The sequence below is a fragment of the Nocardia sp. NPDC058499 genome (assembly GCF_042719915.1).
GTDB lineage: Bacteria > Actinomycetota > Actinomycetes > Mycobacteriales > Mycobacteriaceae > Nocardia.
Window position 1 is genome coordinate 273,042 of record NZ_JBHXMZ010000010.1, and the last position, 21,307, is coordinate 294,348.

Annotated in this window: 21 protein-coding genes and 1 pseudogene; 8 read left to right on the forward strand and 14 right to left on the reverse strand. The window is 67.6% G+C overall.

Annotated elements, in window-relative coordinates:
* Positions 1-526 precede the first annotated feature (526 nt).
* The 3 genes from ACFWPH_RS27600 to ACFWPH_RS27610 all read left to right on the forward strand — a co-directional run bounded on the left by ACFWPH_RS27600 (position 527) and on the right by ACFWPH_RS27610 (position 3,371).
* Positions 527-760, forward strand: a complete 234-nt coding sequence (locus ACFWPH_RS27600; protein WP_378755036.1) for a DUF397 domain-containing protein — start codon at positions 527-529, stop codon at positions 758-760.
* A 60-nt stretch (positions 761-820) separates the two neighbouring features.
* Positions 821-1,738, forward strand: coding sequence for a helix-turn-helix domain-containing protein (locus ACFWPH_RS27605; RefSeq protein ID WP_378755037.1), 918 nt, complete (start codon positions 821-823; stop codon positions 1,736-1,738).
* 319 nt (positions 1,739-2,057) lie between these two features.
* A complete protein-coding gene (locus tag ACFWPH_RS27610) occupies positions 2,058-3,371 on the forward strand; it encodes a cytochrome P450 (RefSeq protein ID WP_378755038.1) in 1,314 nt (437 codons plus the stop codon).
* A gap of 49 nt (positions 3,372-3,420) precedes the next feature.
* Here ACFWPH_RS27610 and ACFWPH_RS27615 read toward each other — a convergent pair whose 3' ends face one another.
* From ACFWPH_RS27615 to ACFWPH_RS27635, 5 genes are all read right to left on the reverse strand, one after another.
* On the reverse strand, positions 3,421-4,257 hold the full coding sequence (locus tag ACFWPH_RS27615; protein ID WP_378755039.1) for an ABC transporter permease: 837 nt from the start codon (positions 4,255-4,257) through the stop codon (positions 3,421-3,423).
* Positions 4,254-4,991: an ABC transporter ATP-binding protein gene (locus tag ACFWPH_RS27620; protein WP_378755040.1), complete on the reverse strand. Its 738-nt coding sequence runs from the start codon at positions 4,989-4,991 to the stop codon at positions 4,254-4,256. Before ACFWPH_RS27620 ends, ACFWPH_RS27615 begins: the two co-directional genes overlap by 4 nt.
* A 15-nt stretch (positions 4,992-5,006) precedes the next feature.
* A complete protein-coding gene (locus ACFWPH_RS27625) occupies positions 5,007-5,489 on the reverse strand; it encodes a hypothetical protein (protein ID WP_378755041.1) in 483 nt (160 codons plus the stop codon).
* Positions 5,490-5,591: 102 nt separating this feature from the next.
* Positions 5,592-6,404 carry an SAM-dependent methyltransferase gene (locus tag ACFWPH_RS27630; RefSeq protein WP_378755042.1) on the reverse strand — a complete coding sequence of 271 codons (813 nt, stop codon included), beginning with the start codon at positions 6,402-6,404 and terminating at the stop codon, positions 5,592-5,594.
* A 196-nt stretch (positions 6,405-6,600) separates the two neighbouring features.
* Positions 6,601-7,668, reverse strand: coding sequence for a hypothetical protein (locus ACFWPH_RS27635; protein ID WP_378755043.1), 1,068 nt, complete (start codon positions 7,666-7,668; stop codon positions 6,601-6,603).
* Between the two features lie 333 nt (positions 7,669-8,001).
* Here ACFWPH_RS27635 and ACFWPH_RS27640 point away from each other — a divergent pair, with 333 nt between their 5' ends.
* A complete protein-coding gene (locus ACFWPH_RS27640) occupies positions 8,002-8,466 on the forward strand; it encodes a MarR family winged helix-turn-helix transcriptional regulator (protein ID WP_378755045.1) in 465 nt (154 codons plus the stop codon).
* 16 nt (positions 8,467-8,482) lie between these two features.
* On the opposite strand, the gene ACFWPH_RS27645 is transcribed toward ACFWPH_RS27640, so the two are convergent.
* Complete coding sequence (locus ACFWPH_RS27645) at positions 8,483-9,121, reverse strand: GNAT family N-acetyltransferase (protein WP_378755046.1); 639 nt, start codon at positions 9,119-9,121, stop codon at positions 8,483-8,485.
* 29 nt (positions 9,122-9,150) lie between these two features.
* Complete coding sequence (locus ACFWPH_RS27650; protein ID WP_378755047.1) at positions 9,151-10,329, reverse strand: winged helix DNA-binding domain-containing protein; 1,179 nt, start codon at positions 10,327-10,329, stop codon at positions 9,151-9,153.
* A 373-nt stretch (positions 10,330-10,702) separates the two neighbouring features.
* Between ACFWPH_RS27650 and ACFWPH_RS27655 the strand changes: the two genes are divergently transcribed.
* Complete coding sequence (locus tag ACFWPH_RS27655; protein ID WP_378755048.1) at positions 10,703-11,674, forward strand: alpha/beta hydrolase family protein; 972 nt, start codon at positions 10,703-10,705, stop codon at positions 11,672-11,674.
* Positions 11,675-11,896: 222 nt separating this feature from the next.
* On the opposite strand, the gene hisH is transcribed toward ACFWPH_RS27655, so the two are convergent.
* From hisH to ACFWPH_RS27690, 7 genes are all read right to left on the reverse strand, one after another.
* Positions 11,897-12,526: an imidazole glycerol phosphate synthase subunit HisH gene (gene hisH, locus ACFWPH_RS27660; RefSeq protein WP_378755049.1), complete on the reverse strand. Its 630-nt coding sequence runs from the start codon at positions 12,524-12,526 to the stop codon at positions 11,897-11,899.
* A 105-nt stretch (positions 12,527-12,631) separates the two neighbouring features.
* Positions 12,632-13,267 (reverse strand): imidazoleglycerol-phosphate dehydratase HisB, encoded by a 636-nt coding sequence (gene hisB / locus ACFWPH_RS27665; protein WP_378755050.1) that lies wholly within the window; start codon positions 13,265-13,267, stop codon positions 12,632-12,634.
* Between the two features lie 2 nt (positions 13,268-13,269).
* Positions 13,270-14,451, reverse strand: a complete 1,182-nt coding sequence (locus ACFWPH_RS27670; RefSeq protein ID WP_378755051.1) for a histidinol-phosphate transaminase — start codon at positions 14,449-14,451, stop codon at positions 13,270-13,272.
* Positions 14,448-15,785 (reverse strand): histidinol dehydrogenase, encoded by a 1,338-nt coding sequence (hisD, locus tag ACFWPH_RS27675; RefSeq protein WP_378755053.1) that lies wholly within the window; start codon positions 15,783-15,785, stop codon positions 14,448-14,450. Before hisD ends, ACFWPH_RS27670 begins: the two co-directional genes overlap by 4 nt.
* 84 nt (positions 15,786-15,869) lie before the next feature.
* Complete coding sequence (locus tag ACFWPH_RS27680; protein ID WP_378755054.1) at positions 15,870-16,301, reverse strand: hypothetical protein; 432 nt, start codon at positions 16,299-16,301, stop codon at positions 15,870-15,872.
* Between the two features lie 39 nt (positions 16,302-16,340).
* Positions 16,341-16,943 carry a maleylpyruvate isomerase family mycothiol-dependent enzyme gene (locus ACFWPH_RS27685; RefSeq protein ID WP_378755055.1) on the reverse strand — a complete coding sequence of 201 codons (603 nt, stop codon included), beginning with the start codon at positions 16,941-16,943 and terminating at the stop codon, positions 16,341-16,343.
* A 45-nt stretch (positions 16,944-16,988) separates the two neighbouring features.
* The gene (locus ACFWPH_RS27690; RefSeq protein ID WP_378755057.1) at positions 16,989-18,572 is read right to left on the reverse strand and encodes a serine/threonine-protein kinase; all 1,584 of its coding nucleotides are present in this window, start codon (positions 18,570-18,572) and stop codon (positions 16,989-16,991) included.
* Between the two features lie 196 nt (positions 18,573-18,768).
* Between ACFWPH_RS27690 and priA the strand changes: the two genes are divergently transcribed.
* From priA to hisF, 3 genes and pseudogenes are all read left to right on the forward strand, one after another.
* The gene (gene priA, locus ACFWPH_RS27695) at positions 18,769-19,500 is read left to right on the forward strand and encodes a bifunctional 1-(5-phosphoribosyl)-5-((5-phosphoribosylamino)methylideneamino)imidazole-4-carboxamide isomerase/phosphoribosylanthranilate isomerase PriA (protein WP_378755058.1); all 732 of its coding nucleotides are present in this window, start codon (positions 18,769-18,771) and stop codon (positions 19,498-19,500) included.
* A gap of 46 nt (positions 19,501-19,546) precedes the next feature.
* A pseudogene (locus ACFWPH_RS27700) lies at positions 19,547-20,338 on the forward strand (inositol monophosphatase family protein); the annotation flags it as partial.
* 194 nt (positions 20,339-20,532) lie between these two features.
* A complete protein-coding gene (hisF, locus tag ACFWPH_RS27705; RefSeq protein WP_062978712.1) occupies positions 20,533-21,306 on the forward strand; it encodes an imidazole glycerol phosphate synthase subunit HisF in 774 nt (257 codons plus the stop codon).
* Position 21,307 lies beyond the last annotated feature (1 nt).

Sequence of the window (21,307 nt, forward strand, 5' to 3'; positions counted from 1 at the left end):
GCACCCCGCACCGGGACGACTCGAATTCCCTCATACCGATCCGAACGCCCTCGCCGGCTGCGGAACCGTGTGCGCGGCAGCATCATCTGTCGTGACATCCGTTCGCCATCCGGCCGCGTGAGTTCGGTCCCCCGTCGACTGTCCCGTTGAAACGAACTGCGCCCCGGACGAATAGGCGTACCCCCAACGGCATGCATTGCCCGCGAGTAAGCGGGCCGCAGCATCAGGACGAAAACACGCGCTACATCGCAACTGCGGATTGGTAGTGAGAGATATGGGGCAGACGGGGTGATGACCGGCCGCCCGACGCGGAGCCCCCATCCAGTCCTCCTGTCGCAGAACAGTACTCGACTGCCCGCCGTGCACGCCTGCACAGGCGCTACCGGTCGATGCAGTGTTTCAAACTCAAGGTGAAGATGCAACGGGAGATGCAGCTGCATCTTCGAATAGACATGCACCTGCAAGTGCATCTGTGGGTACGGTAGGGCCGCGAGTCTCGTTCATCGACAGGAACAGTGAGAGAATCATGTCCGATCCCATCTGCGAGTCCTCCTCGACGCCGAGTGCAATCACCTGGCGGAAAAGCTCCTTCAGCGGACCGAACGGCAATTGCGTCGAGCTGTCGCAGCTTCCCGGCGACCTGATCGGAATGCGCAACTCCCGAGACCCCCAGGGGGCCGTACTGTCCTATACGCGCGCGGAGTTCGCTACCTTGCTGCGCGATATCAAGGGGGGCCGCTTCGATAGCCTCATGCTGTAAGGTGTTGCGGGGGCGCAGCCACTAGGGGATACGGATGCTTGCCGGATGGGAGTCGACTCGATGACAGCCAGGGCCGACTCCGCGGCGGCGAGGTTCGACCACGACGGTGAGGTGACGGCCCCAGCTTCCGTCGACCGCGGCCCCACCGTCCTGCGGATCGCGCTCGGTGTCCAGTTACGGAAACTGCGCGAGGAACGCGGGATCAGCCGCGAGACCGCGGGCGAGGCGCTGCGTGCCTCCGAATCCAAGATCGCCCGACTCGAGTTGGGGCGAACCGGGTTCAAAGTACGCGATATGGGCGACCTCCTCACGCTGTACGGCGTGCACGACGCCGACGAGCGTGACCGCTTCCTTGCTCTGGCTCGTCAGGCCAACCAGCCGGGCTGGTGGCATCGCTACAATGACCTGCTGCCCTCATGGTTCGAGACCTATGTCGGTCTGGAACAGGCCGCCCTCGGCATTCGCATCTATGAGACCCACTACATCCCGGGCCTCTTCCAGACCGCCGACTACGCCCGCTATATCTTCGGTCTCGATTCCCGGGCGGACGCCCAGCGCCTGGTCGATATGCGGATGCGGCGCCAGCGCATATTGACTCGCACACCGAACCCTCCCAGCGTATGGGCGGTCGTCGATGAGCATGTGCTGCGCAGGCTGCCCCCGGATCCGTGCGTGGCCCGCGATCAGCTGCTGCACCTGCTCGAGCTGACCGAGCAGCCCAATATCACCATCCAGGTGCTCCCGGAATCGGCCGGTCCCACGCCCGCCGAAGGCGGTTCCTTCAGCATGTTGCGCTTCCCCGAAGAGGAACTGCCCGACATCGTCTATCTCGAACAGCTCACCAGCGCACTCTATCTCGACAAAGCGGTCGACCTGCAGCACTATCGGAAACTGATGGACACCCTGTGCGCAGGTTACGCCCACCCCGTAGGGAGAACCCCCATTCTCCTTCAGGAGCTCCTCGACGCAGTCGGTTAGCGTCAAGGGCCGGAGAATCACTCTCGGCCGGGCGACCCGATCGCAGACAGATATCCATTGCGCGGGATACGGAACCGAAGCCGCACTCGCCACCGTGTCCCTTTACCGGGGGCACGATCGAACACCGATCCCTTGCCGGCGCGGTTCCTCCTCCGAAGCGTGACGTTATGCTCTGCGGGACAGACGTATTCGCCTGTCAACTCCACGGCGCACGTATCCGGGCTGAGGTAACGTGTGGATCGATCACAGGCCTCAGCGATCCGACCGATCCGCCGAAGTCCGTGGCCTCGGACCTGCCGATTATGAGGGGCAAGATACTGTGGATATCCGCGACGTCCCGCGCGCGCCCGGCCGTTTGCCTGTCGTCGGACACGGCTGGGGACTATGGCGTGATCCGGTCCGCTTCATGGCGGAGCTGGCCGGCGTCGGAAAGATCGCGCGAGTCGATATCGGCAGTCGCGTCCTCTATGTCGTCACCGATTTCGAACTGCTGCACAGGGTGTTGGTCGAGAACTCGGATGCCTACGAGCGAGGGCTCCTGTTCGAACGCATCCGTCTCATATTCGGGGAATCGCTGATCGTCGCGGACGGTGAGCGGCACAGGGATCTTCGTCGTCTGCTTCAACCAGCGTTCCACCGGACAGAGCTGGCAAGCCACACGCACACCATGAAGCGGAACGCGGACGCGTTGGCGAGTTCGTGGCGGCCGGGCCAGCACGTCGAGGTGCGTTCGGCAATGCTGGAAGTGGTAATCGCCAACGTGCTCGAATCGATGTTCTCGCACAAACCCGATACCGGAGAGCTGCGGTTCATCTCGGGTGTGGTCGAGGACATAGGCGCAGGCGCCATGGTGGGCAGTGTGCTCCCCGAGAAGCTGGCGAACCTGCCGTTACCGGTGAACCGCAAATTCCTGTCTGCCGGAACGCAACTGCGGGAATACTGTCAGGATCTGCTTGTCGCGCGCCGGGCCAGCGGTGATCGCCGCAACGACTTGATCGATATCCTGCTGGATTCCTCAGATGACGAACACCACAGTGACAAGTTCCTGGCAGAGCAGGCCGTAACCGTACTCTTCGGCGGGATCGACCCCTCGACCACCACGCTGACCTGGGCTCTGTACGAGTTGTCGCAGCGTCCGGAGGTGGCTTCGACATTGCAGCAGGAGATCTCCGGCGCGGGAGAACTCGATCCCGGAAGCCTCGGCCGGCTCGACTATCTGAACCGGTTCCTGAACGAGGTCACGCGGATCCATTCACCACTACTGCAAACCAGACGCACCGTCACCACTGTCGATCTCGACGGTTTCACATTTCCGGCCGGGACAGATATCGGCTACAGCATCGCGGCCATTCATCGAAACCCGGATATCTTCGCCGAGCCGGACACTTTCGACCCCGATCGGTGGCCGGCCTCGAGCGCCGGGACGAAATGCCGGAGCTTCGTCCCGTTCAGCATGGGCAATCAGATGTGCATCGGCAACAATTTTGCTTGGATGGCAATGCAGGCGACGCTCCACAGTTTGTTGTCGAAGTGGGAGTTCCGGCCGGTCGTCACCGAGAAGGTCTCGCGAGCCATGGGGCCGATCCCTGGGATCGGCAAGCTTCCGCTCGAGGTTCGTCCGGTCTCCCGGTAAGGTTCGGCCGATTCGATTACCGTGACGACCCCCCAGTCGGCGCCGTGAATCAGGCACCTGATTTGGTGACCGCTGCTCTGCGATATGCCGAAATCTTGCGAATCAGGGCAGGCAGGACAACCGCGGCGACGAAAAGAACGACTGCGAAGAGGACGAAGTAGAGCAGAGAGCCGTTGCGGCCGAAGCGGGGGATGAACGCGACTTCCTGGCCGGTTGCGGCGACGGCGTTGAGGAACGGGGCATAGGCCTGCAAGGTGTACCCGTGGGGCAACATATTGATGGAATTCTCGGCCACATAGACCCAGAACAGAAGGACCGCCACAGCGGCGGACGGAGTGCGGATCAACGACCCCACCGCGACACCCACACCGCAAGCGGCGAACCCGTAGCTCGGGACGGTCCAGAGGAACCGGATACCGGCCGAGTCCGTGATGTCCACAGCACCATAGATCTGGGGGAACTGGGTCGGCAGCGTGACCATGACGACGACGAGCAGAACAACTGTCGACACCGCAGTGATGGTGCCGTAGTAGAACCACCGGGCCAGCGCAACCGTCCAGAACCGGGGAAACAGGAACGCATTGAGATCACTTGTCCGACCGCGCCATTGCGCGGCGTGGGCGTAGGCGGTGGTGACCGTCATGACCGAGACGGACAAGGTGATCACCCAGTAGACCGAGTTGGTTGTGGAGACTGTGGCCAGGTAACTCTGTCCAGGGAGTTCTGCGAGCCGTTCGGCGACAGCGGCGATTCCGAAGGTGACGATCAGCGGCAGCACGAAGGTGAAGGGAACCGCGACGATCCACAGAAAACTGCGCCCGGTGGTGCGGGTCCATTCGGCGGCGATGCCGCGGCGGATCAGTGTGGCCGCACCGGGACTGTTCATGAGGCCGTGCCGGACGCGATATCGGTAGGCAGGCCGGCGATCCGCAGATAGGCGTCTTCGAGGCTGGTCTCGCCGGGACCCAACGTGTCCATGAGGTGGGCGAACGGCTGGTCGGCCAGAACGCGCCGGTTTCCGAGGATGACGATGTGGTCGGCGTTGCGTTCGACCTCATCGAGCAGATGCGTGGCAACCAGGACACAGGTCCCGGCATCGGCGAGGTCGCGCAGCAGTTCGCGTATCCAGCGGATGCCCGCGATGTCGAGGCCGTTGAGAGGTTCGTCGAGCAACAGGGTTCGAGGTTCGGAAAGTAACGCGGCGGCGATGCCGACACGTTGGAGCATCCCGAGCGAATAGTGCCCCAATCGCCGATCGGCGACCCGGGCGAGGTCGACGATCTCCAGAACGTCGCCCACCCGCCCGGTGGGGAGCCCACGGGCGCGGGCGATCCAGCGTAAGTGCCGCCGTGCGGTGTGACGTGGGTCGAAGGCCCGGTAGTCGATATGCAATCCGAGCGTCGCCGGTGTGGTGTGATGGGCGCGGACGAGGGTGCCGTCGACGTGGATGGTGCCGAGGGCGGGCGCGATGACGCCGCAGATACTCCGCAGCAGTGTGGTTTTACCGGTGCCGTTGAGGCCGAGCAGGTAGGTGAGTGCCCCGTCGGCCACCGTCAATTCGGGGATTTCGAGAACGGTGACGCCTGGATAGCCCAGAGTGAGGTCACGGATGTCGATCACAGTGCGTGCAGCCGGTCAGAAATCGCAGGCCATCGCCAGCCCCACGGCCTTGACACCCTCACACACGGAGCTGTTGGACAGCTTCCAGACACCGTCGATACGCTTCCAGACCACCCGCGCAACGAGATCCGGTTGGCCCGCTGTCTTGCTTCGCAGCATAGCGGTGTGCACGTTGCCGTCGTGGGTTTCGGGACCGGTGATCTCGTTCGACCCGCGCGGAGCTCGATACAGGCCGATGTTGTAGAGGGTGCGCGCCACCACGACGGCCCGCATACCGCCTTCCATATTGGCTGCCTTGGCCTCGTCGGAGGCGGGTTTCTCGATCAGGAACGCGACCTGGGCGTCCAGATCTTCCAGGGTAGGGACCTCTCGGGTGATGAGGAACTCACCCGGCGCCGCGGAGGCGGCAGGAGCATCGACAACCGAGGCGCCGGTTGTGACCGCGGCGACCGTGGCGATTGTCGAGAGGACACCGGCGATAATTTTGAGGGTCTTCATTGTCATCCTCTGATGGACCGGGACAGCACCTGTTGCAGGCTCGAATAGGCAGGTGGCCGAGAAATCAGCGTGTTCGGGACTACTTCTGGTCATCTCGGCTCCTCACGGTTTGCGGCCGACGGCACCGAGCATGACCATTCGAGTGTCCGGCAAGTCGGGGCGCAGCCACTGCTGTACCGGCACCACACCGGGATCGAGCAGCTCGAAACCGGCGAGGAATGCCTCTGTCTGCGCTGTGGACCGAAAGGCCACCTGCGCCGATGTGCCGTTGGTGCCGGCGAGTACCTGGAGTATCTCCGGGGAGGAATCACTGGAGCCATGAGTGATCGCCAGGAAACTGCCCGGCGCCATCCGATCACGGAGCGCCGCGAGGATCTCGGCGGGGTGTTCGTCGTCCATCACGTAGTGCAGCACACTGACGAGTGTGATGGCCACGGGTTCCTCGAGATCGATCAGTTCGCGCTCGATCAGCTGATCGAGAATGTCGTGGGGACGACGAACGTCTCCCAACAGTGCTGTGACACCGGGCGATCGGGCCAGCAGCGCATCGCAATGGGAGACCACGACCTGGTCGTAGTCGACATACACCACCCGCGCCGACGGTTCGATCTCCCGAGCCACTTCGTGCACATTGGGCGAATTCGGGGTACCCGAGCCGAGATCGACGAACTGACGGATACCGGCGTCAGCGGCTATCTCGACCGCTCTGCGCATGAAACTCCGGGTGAACCAGGCCAGCGTCTTGAGTTCGGGTGTGCTGGACAACATTTGACGAGCCATGTCCTGGTCGACATCGTAATTGTCCTTTCCGCCCAACAGGTAGTCGTACACCCGGGCGGAAGCCAGCTGTTCGGTGTCGAATGGGCGCGGCATCCGGCTGCTTTCCGGTACAGGGCCTTCGATTCCTTCGACCACGGGTGCAATCGTAGCCGACGGCCACCTCGGGTGTGCGTTCCTCCGGAGATCTCTCGGCCTCATACGGAGTGGAGTACGCGTTACGCGAACGAGTCAGCGCTCAGTCCGGCCGAACCGCGCTCCCCGACCCGGGCTGTCGACGAAACATGTTCCGACGAAATGCGATCCGGCGGTGTTGCCGTGACCACCGGCAGTTTCACAGATCGGTTTCGGCCAGGGCGACTGCGTGTGCTACTGCGGACCGTGCCCGGTCGACGGTGCTGTACCGGCCCAGACCACACGGGGCCGCGATGTCCAACAGGCCGCCGTAGGCCGACTCCGCCGCCGCCAGGCTCTGTCGTGCTTGTTCGAGCGGCTGCGCCGGATGCGCGAGCCCGGCGGCAACTCGCGTAGTGGCAGGCAATTCGAGGCGGGCCAAAGGCTCGTAGTACCGCGGTCGCACCGGTGCCTGCTTGCCGTTGCCGATGGGCAGGTGGACGAACTCGAGATGTCTCCCTGCGGGCCAGTATCGCGCAATCGCGTTGGCCAGCACGACGACCGCCTCCGTGGACCTCGGCGCCACGACCGGCTTGTCGTCGAGGCTCCCGTAGCAGAGATGTACCCCGAAACGGGCACCGTGGGGTGCCCGTGCCACGAGGCGTGCGATCGCCCGACCTGCCGCGGTGGCCACAGCCTGCCGCAGGACCGCGGGCATCCGCGCGCAGAGCAGCGTCTCCGCGGCAAGTTCGAGTTGGAATACGACGTTGTCCCCCAACGTCTCGTGGATCCGGAGGATTTCCCTGACGGTGGCGTCGACGATCGGGCGGTAATAGGGGAACCGTCGGTCACCGCGGTGCGCCGAGCGTCGACGCCACACGAGCATCCGTGCCTCGAAAGCGATGAAACCGATGACGAACGGCGTCGGTATGCCTACCTGTAAACGTAGTCCGGGAGCTGTTCGGCGCATATCGGCCAATGCCTCGAGGGCACGCCCGGCTTCCTCCGCATAGCCGAGGGCGGCGTCGATATCCGCTTCGCCCAGAGATCGGCCCGGCCGGAGCCGAAAGGTGTTGCGGGAATGCAGGGTCGACCAATCACCGCGACGCACCGGCTCCAGTACGGGGATGCTGTCGAGCCGATCGATGATGGGTCTGATGTACCACTGGGCGCGATAGGGATCCGCTTCGCCGCCGGGAACCAGACCATCCAGGAACTCACCGGCAGTGTCGACGGCGAACGCCATCGCCTTCGCTGGACTGTCCAACTGTGCGGGCAAGCTGCCCACGAAGTGAACCCTACGCTTCGGCTGCACGTCGTCAGTGTCGCACAGGGCTGTCGCGAGAGGACGGTCAGATCCCGATGAGTCTCAATGATGAAGTCGAGCCGCTTGCGCGACCGGTGGGCGGGAGTGAAGGCCCGGTTGTCGCGCAGCAGTGCCCACAGCGCGCCGACGTGTCGGCGGGCCGGGGCGATGAGGGCTTGGCAGTGTTCGAGACCTTCAACGCGTTTTGAGGTAAGCCGGAACCGGTATCGGCCCGGCGTGAACGACCTCGATGTACCTGCGCGGGAGCGGAGGGTTTTGTGGGTCCTGCCAACGGGCGGTTGCTAGATTGCCGATATGGAAGCCGCGCACCAGGGGGCAGCGAGCAGGCTGCGTAGTCTGCCGACGCGACTGATCAACCAAACCGCGCTACTCGCCGGCCGGGCGACCGAACAGGCGATGGCCGGTACGGGTTCGCGCCGGTACCACTACGCGGTGCTGACCACGCTGGACGAAGGCGGTGCCGGCAGCCAGGCCGAACTCGGGCGCCGCACCGGAATCGATCGCAGCGATATCGTCGCTGTCCTGAACGATCTGGTGGCCAGGGGGTTCGTAGAGCGCGCCGCCGATCCGGACGATCGGCGGCGCAATATCGTGACCCTGGCGGGTCCCGGCCGGGAACATCTCCGTGAGCTGGACCGCAGGCTGGACCTCGCTCAACAGGATCTGCTCGCCGCTCTTTCCGCCGCGGAACGCCGCACCCTGGTTACGCTGCTCGGCCGGGTACTCGACGATCACGCGACGCGGCCGGCCGGGAAATAGTCCGGCGGCGGAGCCGTCAGCAGTTGCGGACCATGGTCTGCTGGTGGACTCGTTTGCCCTGGTAACGCAGCCCCGGCACCGGCGGTGTCGATCCGTGTGGGGCAAAGCCCATCCGTTCGAAGAACCGGACGGCCCGGGTGTTTTCGACCAGTGTCTGCAGATAGCACCCGGGAGAACTCACCGACCGGAGCCGTTCGAACCAATTCTCCATGAGTCCGTCTGCCGCGCCGGTGCCCCGGGCCTCGGGCACCACATTGATGTGAAGATGCGAGGGCCAGCGCGGATCGTGGATTTCACCGGCGGCCGGTGCCCGGCGCAGCGCCCCGCTCGCGGCGTCGAATGCGCTGCGGGCGAAGAACAGGACGGGCCGGCGCCGCAGGATCAGGCGGTGCGCCCGGATGGCGTCCGCGATGCGCTGGTCCTCGCCCGGGAAGGCCTCCGTGTCCACGCAACCGGTGAGGTAACCGATCAGTTCGCCGTCGGATTCGGCCAAGAACAACGATTCGGGTTCGCGATCCATATAGGGATCGAGGTATATCTGCGCCTCGGATTCCGGATGGCCCCACAGGGATTCGGTCGGCGAACCCTGACCCGCCCGCAGCGCCAGCTGCCGTAGTGCCGGTCTGTCCCGTTCCTCGAACGTTCGGATACGCATGGCGCCAACCTATCTCGATGCGCCGCCGCTCAGGCGGTGAGTTCCCGTTCCAGGGGAGTGCGGAAGCGGGGGATCGGCCGGAGCTCGCCGTACCAGCCGGCGGCGCGCTCGGCCTCGGCGGTGACGAGGGCACGGGCATCGGCCCCGATATCTTCCAGCAGCCGGGTCACGATCTCGCCGTCCTTACGTTGTGCCCAGCCGCCGACGATCCGGCCGTCGAACCAGATACTCGGCCCGATATTGCCGTTACGGTCGAATAGTTGCTCCTTGTGGGCGCCCAGGTACCAGTCGCGGGATTGCCAGCCCATCGGTGTGGGGTCCAATGCCGGTAGCAGGGCAGCCCAGGGCGGCGGGGCAGGAACCGGATCGAGATCGTCGGCGAGCAGCAGCCCGGTGGTGCCGTCGAGATCGACCTCCACCGTCTCCAGCCGGGCCAGTGTGGTGCGGACCTGCCCCAGCGTCCAGCCTGTCCACCATTTGATATCCCCGATCGGGGCGGGGCCGAAGGTCCGCAGCCAGCGGCGCACCAGCTCGGCGCGGGCAACGCCTGCGTCCAGCTCGTCGATGGGCGCGGGCAGCCAGGATTCGGCCGGCGCCCACGAATACTGGCTGCTGGACCAGCTGCCGCCCGGCCGGGCGCGGACGATCCGGCCCTCGGTGCCGAGTAGTAGGAGCACCCAGGTGGTGATCGAGGTCGGCTTGGAGTAAGACTTTTCAGGGCTCGTGTTCACCTGGGTGCGCAGCGCGGGGACATCCTTGCTCAGCTGGGCGCCGGTGGCGCTGCCCCGGGCCAGAAGCGCGCGATAGGTGTCGTCTGCGACGGCGGCCAGCCAGGATTCTGGATCGCCGTCGCCGATACCGGCGTCCGCCAGGTACTTCGCGTAGGTGCGGCGTTGCCGGGCGGCCAGATCGCCGGCGCAGGAGGCGTGCAGTACGGGCGCCAGCTCGACCGGCGCCACGAACATGGTGCGCCGCATCGCCAGCATGCGCAGCAGCGAACGATCGTCGTACAGCGCGCGCTCCACGTGGGCCGGACCGAGCGCCGTGCCCCGGGCAGCCACCGAGAGGTGCACGGTGGCCGGATCGGTGGCGTGCAGTACCACCAGCGATCGCGCGATTTCGGCGACGTCGCCGCTACGGGACTCGACCGCCAGCCGATGCCGGATCCCGAGGCGTGCTTGTCGCTGCTCGGTGGTGAAGGCGTACATGAGGCGGATGCTAGCGGTGCCCACCGACGTGCGCGGCTGCGGAGTCCGGGCCGGGGTTGCCCCGCTGCTCACCGCCGTGCGGCGCGCAGCAGCCCGCCAACCACCGTTTCCGGGCCCGGCCGTGGGCAGGTTCCCGCACCGGAACGGCTCTGCCCCGGCGGTGGGCCTGTGGCCGCGACGCGAGAGATCCAGCCGTCACCCGGATCGGAGCGAGGGCTCGGGGCCGGGGCTCGGTGACCGGCCCGCGGCATGCCCCCGCAGTGGCGGCTCATCGGGGCGAGAGGATTTCCCACGCAGCGTTGTTGCGGTGAATTGCCGACGGGCCCAGTGTGGTTCCCGCTCACCCGGCCTCTGGCGTGGAAATATTCCTGTTATGAGCAGACGTGCACTGAGCTATTTGGCCGGGTTACTGCTCCCGGCGTTGACGGCGACCCTGCTGGCCGCACCCGCGGCCGCGTCCGACGCCTGCTCGGTGCATACGCGCCCGGTCGCGGTGCCGGTGGACGGTGAAATGGCCACCGGACTGGTGTACGAACCGCAGGGCTGTGCGGTCGGCAACGCCCTGGTGGTGGCCGCGCACGGGCACAAGGGTTCCGCGGCCCAATACTCCGAGTACCTGATCTCGATCGCCGCCCGCACCGCCACTCCGATCCTATCCATGGATCTGCGCGGCAGCCCGCAGTGGCCGACCGGCGACTGGAACCTGTGGGCCGGCTGGCGCGATCTGGTGGCCGCCACCCAGTGGTACAAATGGATGAACCCCAGGGTCGCGCGCACCGTGCTGTGGGGCTGGAGCCAGGGCGCCATGACTTCCGGCCTGGCCGCCGCCTACGGCCCCGCCGGTTTGTTCGACTACTGGGTCGACACCTTCGGCCCGTCGGATCTGTTCACCCATTTCCAGGGCCCCGCCGCCGACTATCCCGCGTTGCAGGCCCAGATCCAGCGTGATGCCGGTGGATGTGTCCCGGCCGTCTGCCCGCTCGCCTACGCCGAACGTTCCCCGGCGCTACAGGCCGGCCGGATGAACATCCGGCACGCCTTCCTCATCCACGGCACCGCCGACGAGGTGGTGCCCTATGCGGCGAGTATGCAGATGCGTGCCGCTCTCATGCTGGCCGGTAAACCGAGCACCATGTACTCCATCGTCAGCGGTCGCACCCTGGACGGGGTGGTGGAACCGGGCCGTCACAACGTCGGTCCGGCACTGTTCGAAGCGGGCTGCGTGGTCGAACGACTGCTCCTGGGCACCGAACCCCTCGACGGCAACCGCGACTTCCTTGTCGATGTCGCCGCCGGGGTCGTCGCCGCACCCCCCGCCCCGCCCGGCGCGAAATGCGCGGCATAACGGTTCGAGCCGCTCAGACCACCGAATCCGCCGTCGACACCGGGCACCTGCCCGGTGATCCAGGAATCCGGATGCGCCGGCGCGGGCCCGCACTCGGCCACATCGGTGGAGGCGCCCCGGCGGCCCAGCGGAAGCCGCGCAGCTTTCCTGCGTGTCCGGGCCGGCCTGACCGGCAGGCCGGGGCCGGCCCAGCGTGCGGGTCGGTCGGACAGGCGGCCGGGATCAGAGGGATTTCACCCAGTTGGACAGCAGTTGGGCGCCGGCGTCACCCGACTTCTCCGGGTGGAACTGGGTGGCCGAGAGCGCGCCGTTCTCGACCGCGGCCAGGAAGCGGCTGCCGTGTTCGGTCCAGGTGAGTTTGGGCGCGGCGAGATGATCGCTGGGCGGCAGGTCCCAGGACCGGGCGGCGTAGGTGTGGACGAAATAGAAACGGGTGCCGGCGTCCATACCGGCGAACAGCACACTCTCCGCGGGGGCTTCGACGGTGTTCCAGCCCATATGCGGCAGGACGGGCGCGTCGAGTTTGTCGACAATACCGGGCCATTCCCCGCAGCCCTCGGTTTCCACACCGAATTCCACGCCGCGGTCGAACAGGATCTGCATACCCACGCAGATCCCGAGTACCGGCCGGCCACCGGCCAGCCGCTGACCGATGATGCGCTCACCACGGACCTCCCGCAGACCCGCCATACAGGCAGCGAAGGCGCCGACGCCCGGAACCACCAGGCCGTCCGCCGCGAGTGCTGCCTTGTGATCGGCGGTCACCTCGACCTGCGCGCCCGCCCGCACCAAGGCGCGTTCGGCGGAATGCAGATTGCCGGAGCCGTAGTCCAGCAGAACAACCGAAGTCAACGTGCTTCCTCCCTGGAGAGCGCCTCGGGCCCGGACCGGCCGGAGCGAAGGCGCAGATATCGCATCACGGTGCCGGGCGGCGCGTAGGGCGCGCGTGGTACCGCATCACAGCGACCCTTTGGTGGACGGAACGACACCCTGCACCCGCGGGTCGGGTTCGACAGCGGCGCGCAGTGCCCGGGCGACCGCCTTGTATTCGGCTTCGGTGACGTGATGCTGATCGCGGCCGTAGAGGACTCGAACGTGCAGCGCGATCCGGGCGTTGAGTGCGATGGATTCGAAGACGTGCCGGTTGAGCACCGTCGAATACGGTGCGCCGGGGTCGTTGCGGCCGCGTACCGGTGCGCCGGGGATCACGGCGTGCAGCAGATGATCGGGTTCGCCGGTGTGCACGCAGTAGGGCCGGCCGGACACATCGACGGCGGCGTGCGCCAGGGTTTCGTCCATCGGGATGTAGGCGTCGCCGAAGCGGCGGATGCCCTTCTTGTCACCAAGGGCCTGGCCGAGCGCCTGCCCGAACACGATGGCGGTGTCCTCGACGGTGTGGTGCGCCTCGATCTCGATATCGCCGTCGGCGCGGACCATGAGGTCGAAACTGGCGTGGGAGCCGAGCGCGGTGAGCATATGGTCGTAGAACGGGACACCGGTGGAGATATCGGTCTGCCCGGTGCCGTCGAGGTTCAGTTCCACCACGATGCCGGATTCTTTGGTGGTGCGCTCCACTCGCGCGGTTCGGTTCATGCTCACTTCCGGTCGTTTCCGTTCTGCGCGGTCAGTTCGGTTGCGGCCAGTTTCGCGCTGACCCGCAGGAATTCGTCGTTCTCGGCGGCCAGCCCGATGGTGGCGCGCAGATGCCCGGGGATCCCCACGTCCCGGATGAGGACACCTTCGTCCAGGTAGTGCTGCCAGGCGCGGGGCGCGTCGTGGAAGGTCCCGAACAGCAGGAAGTTCGCATCGCTGGGTACGATATGGAAACCGAGGGTGGTCAATTCCCGGGCGACCCGGTCGCGCTGGGCGGCCAGTTCCGCGACGCTCGCCAGGGTTTCGCCGGCATGCCGCAGGGCGGCGCGCGCCGCGGCCTGGGTGACCACCGACAGGTGATACGGCAACCGCACCAGCAGCAGGGCGTCGATCACCGCGGGTGCCGCGACGAGGTAGCCGAGCCGGCCACCGGCGAAGGCGAACGCCTTGCTCATGGTGCGGCTGACCACCAGTTTCGCCGGATAACTATCGATGAGACCGATCGCGCTGGGCTGCGCGGAGAACTCGCCGTAGGCCTCGTCCACGATCACGATCCCCGGGGCGGCCTCGAGGATCCGGGCCAGCTCCGGTGCCGGGATACTGTGCCCGGTAGGGTTGTTGGGGCTGGTCACGAACACCACATCGGGCCGGCGTTCGGCGATGGCGGCCAGCGCTGCGTCGATATCGATGGAGAAATCGGCGGACCGTTTCGCTTCCACCCATTCGGTGTCGATGCCCTCGGAGATGATCGGATGCATCGAATACGAGGGGACGAGACCCAGTGCCCGCCGGCCCGGCCCGCCGAAGGCCTGCAGCAGTTGCTGCAGGATCTCGTTGGACCCGTTGGCTGCCCAGACATTCGCCGCGTCCACCGCGATACCGGTCTGGCGGGTGAGGTAGGCGGCGAGGTCGGTGCGCAACCCGACGGCGTCGCGGTCGGGATAGCGGTGCAGATCGGCGGCGGCGGCGCGGACCGCCTCGGCCACATCGTCGACCAGTGCACGGGTCGGCGGATGCGGATTCTCGTTGGTGTTGAGCTGAACCGGGACAGTGAGTTGCGGTGCCCCGTAAGGCGATTTACCGCGCAGGTTCTCGCGCAGCGGGAGTGCGTCGAGCCCGATACCGGCCCCGGGCACCGCGGGGCGCGGCCCGGCCGGGGCGGCGCCGGGAGTGGGGGCGGTCATGACAGCGCCTCGAAACGGGCCTGGACGGCTTGGCCGTGCGCGGGCAGGTCCTCGGCGTCGGCCAGTGCCACCACGTGACCCGCGACATCCTTCAACGCCGCCTCGGTGTATTCCACGACGTGGATACCGCGCAGGAAGGTCTGCACGCTCAGCCCGGAGGAATGCCGGGCGCATCCGGCGGTGGGCAGAACGTGATTGGAGCCGGCGCAGTAATCGCCGAGGCTCACCGGGGCGTACGGGCCGACGAAGATCGCGCCGGCGCTGCGCACCCGGGCGGCGACCGCGGCGGCCTGTGCGGTCTGGATTTCCAGGTGTTCGGCGGCGTAGGCGTTCACCACGCGCAGCCCCTGGTCGATATCGTCGACCAGCACCGTGCCGGATTGGGCGCCGGTGAGCGCCGCGGTCACCCGTTCGGCGTGTTTTACGACGGTCAGCTGCGTGGTCAGCGCCGCGTCCACGGCGTCGGCGAGGGCGGGGCTGTCGGTGACCAGCACGCTCGCGGCGAGCACATCGTGTTCGGCCTGGCTGATGAGGTCGGCGGCCACATGCACCGGGTCGGCGGTGGCGTCGGCCAGGATCGCGATCTCGGTGGGGCCGGCCTCGGCGTCGATCCCGACCAGGCCGCGGCACAGCCGTTTGGCGGCGGTGACGTAGATATTGCCGGGACCGGTGATCAGGTCGACCGGGGCCAGATCGGCGCCGTCGGTATCGGCACCCCCGTACGACAGCAGGGCGACCGCCTGCGCCCCGCCGACGGCCCATACTTCCTCGACGCCCAGCAGCCGGGCGGCGGCCAGCACGGTCGGATGCGGCAGCCCGCCGAACTGTTCCTGCGGCGGCGAGGCCACCACCAGCGATTCCACCCCGGCCGCCTGCGCGGGGACGACATTCATCACGACACTGGACGGGTAGACGGCGTTACCGCCGGGCACGTACAGCCCGACCCGCTCCACCGGCACCCAGCGTTCGGTGACGGTGCCGCCGGGAACCACCTCGGTGGTGGTATCGGTGCGCCGCTGATCGGCGTGCACGGCGCGGGTCCGCGCGATCGCGACCTCGAGCGCCGCGCGCACCGCCGGATCCAGCCCGTCGAGGGCGGCCGCCAGTTCCGCGGCCGGTACGCGCACGGTTTCCGGGGTCACCCCGTCGAATTTCGCGCCGAATTCCAGGGCCGCGGCCGCGCCGCGGTCACGGACCGCCTCCACCACCGGCCGCACCTGATGCAGTACCGAGTCCACATCGACCCCGCCGCGCGGCAGCGCGGTGCGCAGCTGCGCGGTGGTGGGCGTGCGGCCGCGCAGATCTACGCGGGCGAGCTCGATACGGGATGTCATGGTGGTATCGGTCCTTGTGCAGCGGCTGAGTACGACAGCACCAGGGTATCGGGCCGATACCAGTGGTTATCCGCGTGGTCCGGCTCAGGCGATCCGGGTATAGACGATATCGAGCTGGTGTTCCCAGGTCCGCGGGTCCAATTCGGCGTCCGAGCGCTCCCAGGTGGCCCGGAATATGTTTCCGCTCTCATCGAGATTGCCGGTCAGCCGCTGAGAATCGCCGGGGGCGTCGCGCCAGATCCGCCACAGCGGCCCGGTGAGCGCGCCGTTGTAGATCCGGCGGGCACCGGCGCCGTCGTGCTGCAGGACCTTCAGTCGTTCCGGGTAGGCGTCATCGGTACCGACCACCCAGGTGCGGCCGATCGCCGGCTCGGGCACCGTCAGCCGGACCAGCAGGAAGGCGTCGCCGTCCAGCCATTCGATGGTGGTCCGGCCGACCATATCGGGGATCTGCTCGCTGGTCGTCTTCCACTCGCCGATCATCGCCGCCATGGCGACGAGTGCCGAATCGGTCATCTGCGCGTCTCCCATCGGTGAAGCGGACTTCCGGATGTTTCAGCTGCAGCGGCGGCGCAGTTCCGCGACGCCTTCGCCGTCGAGTTCGTCGAGGACCACGGGCCGGCCCACCATCGCCAACGCTAGCGCCTCACCGCGCCCGCGGACCGTAGGTCCCGATCCCTTGACCCAGTCGAAATCTGTCGCGACGAACTGTAACCCTCTGGTGAGGCGCCCTGGGCGCGCGAAGGGGTCGGGATGGTCGAGTACGGCTTTCAACCGGTCGGCGGGGATTTCCCGGGGCCGGCCCAGCGGGCGCCGGATGTCCTGCTGGTGAACCAGCAGATCGGCCAGACCGAGTGCCGGCCACAGCCGCGATACCGTACGCGGCGCGGACTCGAATTCGGCCAGCAGTTCCGCCGGTGTCCGGCGCGACGCCTCCGCGGCCATGGCGTTGTTGAGGCCGTCGATGGAGAAGCGGTTGCGTAGGGCGATACCGGCGTACTCGGTGAGCGGGATCGCGTCGTATCGCAGATGCCCGACCAGTTCCCGGACCCGCCAGCCGGTGCACAGTGTCGGCGCATCCCATTCCGCGTCCGCCAGACCGCGCAGCAGGGCGGTGAACTCGGCTCGCTCGGCGGCGAGCATCCCCCGAATATCCATGCCGCACACCATAGCCCGGCGCCGGCGCTGAGTTCGGGTTACGGATCAGCGGGTATCGCTGTCGATGAGCAGCGATCCGCCGGAATTCACCACCCGCAGTGTCGGATTACGGGTCTGGCCGCCGTAGCTGAGGTTGTTCACCCGCATATCCACCGAGCCGTCGGGGTTGTTGCCCTTGAAGGCTTCGATACGGCTGAAACTCTGCACGGTCCGGGTCGACCAGTACTGTTCGAACTCCTGCCGGCTGCCGTAGGCCTGTTGCGCGGCCGGGGTCAGCAGCGACCACGACCCCGCCGGATCCATGTAGAACTGCTCGAGCAGCTGTCCGGCCTGGACCCATTCGACCTGCCCGGTACTGGGCGTGCTGCCCAGCGCGGGGGCGGCCGTCGCCGAGGTCCCGGGTGTCCGGGGTGCCGACGAGGTGACCGAGGTATCGGCTTGCGCCGAGCCGCCGTCGCCGGAATCCGAGGAACTGAACCACAGCACACCGCCGACCACTGCCGCCCCGGCGATACCGCCGATGAGTACGGCCCGCCGGACCCCGCCGCCGGAGCCTTCCGCGACGGGCTGGGTGGTGGTGGGGGGATGATTCGGTGCCCGCCGGGGTGGGCGGTCGCCGGTTCCGTCGTGGCCGGCGTCGGCGCGGGGTTCGGCCCGCCGGCGCGGGGCCGGGGCGGGCGCGGCACCGCGGGTGCGGCCGGGGACCGGTGTTTCCATGGTGCTGACGGCGGCTCCGCCGGAATGCCCGTTGCGGTCGAAGGCCTCGCGCGCCGGTACGAACCCGGCGTGCTCGGCATTGGCGCCCGGATATCCGGCGAACTGCGCCAGCTGTTCGCGGGCCTCCTGCATGGTGGGCCGCAGCCGTGGATCGGCTTCCAGCAGGTCGAGCAGGAAATCGGTGGCCGGGCCGGCGTTCTGGGGTTCGCTGACCTGGCCGTTCGCCGCGGCATACAGCACTTTGAGCGGGTTACCGGACCCGAAGGGCGGTTCCCCTTCGAGGGCGTGGAACAGCGTCGCGCCCAGGGCGAAAACGTCCGCGGCAGGGGTCGGGTCCGCGCCCCGCGCGACCTCGGGCGCCAGGTAGGCGGCGGTCCCGCAGATCAACCCGGTTTCGGTGAGCGTCACATCGCCGGTGGCCCGTGAGATACCGAAATCGGTGATCTTGACGGTGCCGTGCTCGTCGAGCAGGACATTGCCCGGTTTCACATCGCGATGCACTATCCCGGCCTGATGCGCCGCGATGAGCGCCGCCGCGACCTGTTCCCCGATCCGCGCGACCTGCGGCAACGGCAAAGGCCCGTCGGAGGACAGCACCTGCGCCAGACTGCGCGATTTCATGTATTCCATCACCAGGCACGGATCGCCCCCGTGTTCGGTGATATCGAAAACCACGATGGCATTCGGATGCTGGAAACGAGCCGCGTTACGGGCCTCGCGGGTCGCGCGCTGGCGCAGCACATCGCGCTCGGCGGGCGGCAGACTGGGCTTTATATGGATCTGCTTGATCGCCACCGATCGTTGCAGACGCTCGTCGACGGCACGCCAGACCACGCCTGTGCCGCCGCTACCAATCTGCTCGACCAGGCGGTAGTGATCCGCGATCAACTGACCGGTATCGATGGCGCCCACTCCGAACTTTCTCGAATCGTGACCTGACGCGTCGGTGACCTCTCACGCGTTCGGGACGAGTGTAGCGGGCACCCCGACCGGCCCAGTGGGTGATATCACCCAACGCTCGTCGCCCACCGTTACCGCAGCCCGCGGCCTACCGACTCGCCACCGGGCGCGCGGCACGGGCGAACCCCGGGCTACTAGGCTGTTGCGCGTGAGTCTTGTGTTGCTGCCTGCTGTCGATGTCGCCAATGGAGAGGCCGTCCGCCTGGTACAGGGCGCGGCGGGTAGCGAAACCAGTTACGGTTCGCCGCGCGATGCCGCCCTCGCGTGGCAGGACGCGGGCGCCGAATGGGTGCATCTGGTGGACCTCGACGCCGCGTTCGGCCGCGGGTCCAACCGGGAGCTGCTGGCGCGAGTGGTCGGCGAACTGGATGTCGCCGTCGAACTGTCCGGCGGTATCCGCGACGACGAATCGCTGAAGGCCGCGATGGCCACCGGCTGCGCCCGGGTGAACCTGGGCACCGCCGCGCTGGAGGATCCGCAGTGGTGCGCCCGGGCGATCGCCGAATACGGCGACCGGGTGGCGGTCGGGCTGGACGTCCAGATCGTCGACGGCGACTACCGGCTGCGCGGCCGCGGCTGGGTCAGCGACGGCGGGGATCTGTGGGAGGTCCTGGAACGGCTGGAACGGGACGGCTGCTCGCGGTACGTCGTCACCGATGTCACCAAGGACGGCACCCTCACCGGCCCCAACCTGGATCTGCTGCGCGAGGTGTGTATGGCCACCGACGCGCCGGTGATCGCCTCGGGCGGAGTTTCGGCCCTGGACGATCTGACCGCGATCGCCGAACTGGTGCCCGAGGGCGTGGAAGGCGCGATCGTGGGCAAAGCCCTGTACGCGGGCCGGTTCACCCTGCCCGAGGCGCTGGCCGCCGTCCGTTGACCGCGCGCGGGGCCCTACCGACCGCGACAAACCGGGAGCCGAAGCGATGACCAGGGCAGAGACCGAACTGGCCGGGTTGCTGACCACCGCGGCCGAAATACTCGACGGCGTCGGCGACCGCTTCCTCGAGGGGCGCGGCGCCCCCAGCGCGGTGGCCAAGGGCTCCCGGGATTTCGCCACCGAACTCGATCTGGAACTCGAACGCACCATCTCCGAGCAGCTTCTGGCCCGGACCGGTATCGAGGTGCACGGCGAGGAATTCGGTGGGCCGTCGCTCACCAGCGGCACCGCATGGGTGCTGGACCCGATCGACGGCACCTTCAACTATTCGACCGGCCATCCGCTCACCGGCACCCTGCTCGCGTTGATCCGCGACGGCGAACCGGTACTCGGGCTCGCCTGGTTCCCGCCGCTGGACCGCCGGTACGCCGCCGTAGCCGGCGGACCGCTGCTCGTGGACGGGGTCGCCCGGCCGCCGCTGCCCCCCGCACTGCTCGACGAGGCGATGATCGGGTTCGGTGCCTTCAATATCGAATCAACCGGCCGCGTCCCGGGCCTGTTCCGGCACCGGGTGCTCGGCGCCCTGAGCCGGTTGTCCTCCCGGGTGCGGATGCACGGCTCGACCGGAATCGACCTCGCCTTCACCGCCGACGGCACGCTCGGCGGCGCGATCGTGTTCGGTCACCATCCGTGGGACAACGCGGCGGGCGCGCTGATGGTGCAGTGCGCCGGCGGGATCGTCACCGACCTCGAGGGCGCGGACTGGACGATCGAGTCCGGTTCGGTGCTGGCGGCGGCACCCGGGGTGCATGCCGAACTACTCGAAATGATCGCCGCGGCCCGCGGTACCGGGTTTGCCGCGCCGGGCAGTGATCGCGATACCGGTGCCGCCGGTGGTGCGCAGACTGCTACCGGTGAGGCAGAAACGCCCGTTTCCGGCGGCGCCTGGGCCGGCTCGTACGGCGGGGTGGACACCACTGCCCACTCCGGCGGTGTGGACAAGGCCGCCCCGGGCGGCGGTGAGGAGCGCTCATGACCCTGGCGACACGTGTCATCCCCTGTCTGGACGTCGATGCCGGGCGGGTGGTCAAGGGCGTCAACTTCCAGAACCTGCGCGATGCCGGTGATCCGGTCCAGCTCGCCGCCGCCTACGACGCCCAGGGCGCCGACGAACTCACCTTCCTCGACGTCACCGCCTCCAGCGGTGACCGCGCCACCATGTTCGACGTGGTCACCCGGACCGCCGAGCAGATCTTCATCCCGCTCACCGTCGGCGGCGGAGTGCGCACCGTCGACGATGTGGACCGGCTGCTGCGCGCCGGTGCGGACAAGGTCTCGGTGAACACCGCCGCCATTGCCCGCCCCGAGGTACTGCACGAGATGTCGCAGCGGTTCGGATCGCAGTGCATCGTGCTGTCGGTCGATGCCCGCACCGTGCCCGACGGCGAACCGGACACCCCGTCGGGCTGGGAGGTCACCACGCACGGCGGTCGCCGGGGCACCGGGATCGACGCGGTCGAATGGGCGGTGCGCGGGGCCGAGCTCGGGGTGGGGGAGATCCTGCTCAACTCGATGGACGCCGACGGCACCAAGGCGGGGTTCGATCTGCCGATGATCCGCGCCGTCCGCGCCGCGGTCTCGATTCCGGTGATCGCCTCGGGTGGTGCCGGCGCGGTCGAGCATTTCGCCCCCGCGGTGCAGTCCGGTGCCGACGCCGTGCTGGCCGCCAGCGTCTTCCACTTCGGGGACCTCACCATCCCGCAGGTCAAGGACGCCCTGCGCGCGGCCGATCTGGTGGTGCGCTGAG

Excerpts from the sequence above, each read along its gene's own strand:
- hisB (WP_378755050.1), bottom strand. The coding sequence starts at position 13,267 with ATGAACCGAACCGCGCGAGTGGAGCGCACCACCAAAGAATCCGGCATC.
- ACFWPH_RS27640 (WP_378755045.1), top strand. The coding sequence starts at position 8,002 with ATGGAAGCCGCGCACCAGGGGGCAGCGAGCAGGCTGCGTAGTCTGCCG.
- hisD (WP_378755053.1), bottom strand. The coding sequence starts at position 15,785 with ATGACATCCCGTATCGAGCTCGCCCGCGTAGATCTGCGCGGCCGCACG.
- ACFWPH_RS27600 (WP_378755036.1), top strand. The coding sequence starts at position 527 with ATGTCCGATCCCATCTGCGAGTCCTCCTCGACGCCGAGTGCAATCACC.
- ACFWPH_RS27680 (WP_378755054.1), bottom strand. The coding sequence starts at position 16,301 with ATGACCGATTCGGCACTCGTCGCCATGGCGGCGATGATCGGCGAGTGG.
- ACFWPH_RS27625 (WP_378755041.1), bottom strand. The coding sequence starts at position 5,489 with ATGAAGACCCTCAAAATTATCGCCGGTGTCCTCTCGACAATCGCCACG.
- ACFWPH_RS27650 (WP_378755047.1), bottom strand. The coding sequence starts at position 10,329 with ATGTACGCCTTCACCACCGAGCAGCGACAAGCACGCCTCGGGATCCGG.
- ACFWPH_RS27615 (WP_378755039.1), bottom strand. The coding sequence starts at position 4,257 with ATGAACAGTCCCGGTGCGGCCACACTGATCCGCCGCGGCATCGCCGCC.
- ACFWPH_RS27605 (WP_378755037.1), top strand. The coding sequence starts at position 821 with ATGACAGCCAGGGCCGACTCCGCGGCGGCGAGGTTCGACCACGACGGT.
- hisF (WP_062978712.1), top strand. The coding sequence starts at position 20,533 with ATGACCCTGGCGACACGTGTCATCCCCTGTCTGGACGTCGATGCCGGG.
- ACFWPH_RS27645 (WP_378755046.1), bottom strand. The coding sequence starts at position 9,121 with ATGCGTATCCGAACGTTCGAGGAACGGGACAGACCGGCACTACGGCAG.
- ACFWPH_RS27670 (WP_378755051.1), bottom strand. The coding sequence starts at position 14,451 with ATGACCGCCCCCACTCCCGGCGCCGCCCCGGCCGGGCCGCGCCCCGCG.
- ACFWPH_RS27655 (WP_378755048.1), top strand. The coding sequence starts at position 10,703 with ATGAGCAGACGTGCACTGAGCTATTTGGCCGGGTTACTGCTCCCGGCG.
- ACFWPH_RS27685 (WP_378755055.1), bottom strand. The coding sequence starts at position 16,943 with ATGGATATTCGGGGGATGCTCGCCGCCGAGCGAGCCGAGTTCACCGCC.